The organism is Pseudoalteromonas sp. CR1, assembly GCF_019392235.1.
Taxonomy (GTDB): Bacteria; Pseudomonadota; Gammaproteobacteria; order Enterobacterales; family Alteromonadaceae; genus Pseudoalteromonas.
Genome location: NZ_JAHXRM010000037.1, coordinates 1 through 1,208, shown reverse-complemented (window position 1 = coordinate 1,208; position 1,208 = coordinate 1). Strand labels below are relative to the sequence as shown.

The 1,208-nt window shown below is 39.8% G+C and carries 1 protein-coding gene; it reads right to left on the bottom strand.

The window, feature by feature from the left end:
- Window positions 1-32 precede the first annotated feature (32 nt).
- On the bottom strand, window positions 33-986 hold the full coding sequence (locus KZZ04_RS18400; protein ID WP_219423668.1) for an IS110 family transposase: 954 nt from the start codon (window positions 984-986) through the stop codon (window positions 33-35).
- Window positions 987-1,208 lie beyond the last annotated feature (222 nt).

Here is a 1,208-nt window from a genome sequence, read left to right as displayed (position 1 = left end):
ATAACAAGTGACTATGGTGTCAATTCCTAATTTCAAACCATTTTAGGATCCCACATGACACCATCCCTCACCATAGAATTTATGATCACTACCAGCTTTCGTATACACGCAATAATGGCTACTTTTTTAGGCTTTCCTGCTTTAACCATGCGTTGATAAAGGTCTTTAAATTTAGAGTTGCACTGAATGGCTGACATCATCGCCATGTACATGGCAGTTCTTATTTTAGGTCGGCCGCCACGTATCATTCGTTTACCTTGATACACACCACTTTCACGATTGAATGGGGCTACACCTACTAAAGAAGCGGCCTCTTTGTTGTTCACATAACCTAACTCAGGCATATCACTAAGTAAGTTAAATGCGACCACATTGCCAACACCAGGCACACTTTGGATAATGGCATTTTTTGCTTTGTATTCGTCACATTCACTAACCAGTTTTTGAAGTTTGAAATCTACTTTTTCAATCTGATTTTTTAATGCCGTTAGGATAGGTTTTATGAGTGACGATAGTGTTTTTGGCATTATTTGAGAGCGATTTTTCTCCATCGTTTGCATATCCATTAACTGGCGTCTTCTCGAGAGTAAATCGCTCATCAAGCGCATTTGCTCTGGCTTTAAAGATGATAAAGGCGGTTTAATCGCTTCACCAAAGTGAGCAATAAGTTGTGCATCAAGTTTATCCGTTTTTGCTTTTTGGCCGATAGCCCCTGCGAAGCGTTTTATGTTCACGGGATTAGCAATAACGAAGGGAATATTCGCCTCAGCGCAGGCTATGATAAAAGGCTGTTCAAGACGACCAGTCGCCTCAATAGTAACGCGTGTTACTGGGTGTTTTTTTAAGATTTGAATGGCGTGTTTAATGCCACTTTGATTATTTTCTACAGTAAAGTAAATGTCTAAAGGCCTGATATAAATATCGAGTTGTGTTTTACCTGTATCGACACCGACGTTAATTTCATTTTGATTATTTATTGTATTCATAATAAGCTGACTCTGCCTTGCTATTCGGGCTCGAGGCCCCGTTGACTATCCGAGTTTAATGCTTGGAGTTTATACAGCGTTCTAACTTGTTACCGGTCTCTCAATAGAGGAGCCTACGCTCAATCGAACTACTGTATAAAAGGCTTTGGTTGCAGCCAAAGCTTGGGCCTCACATTACCCGAACTAGGTTAAAGTATTAATTAATTTATGGGTTTATTATCC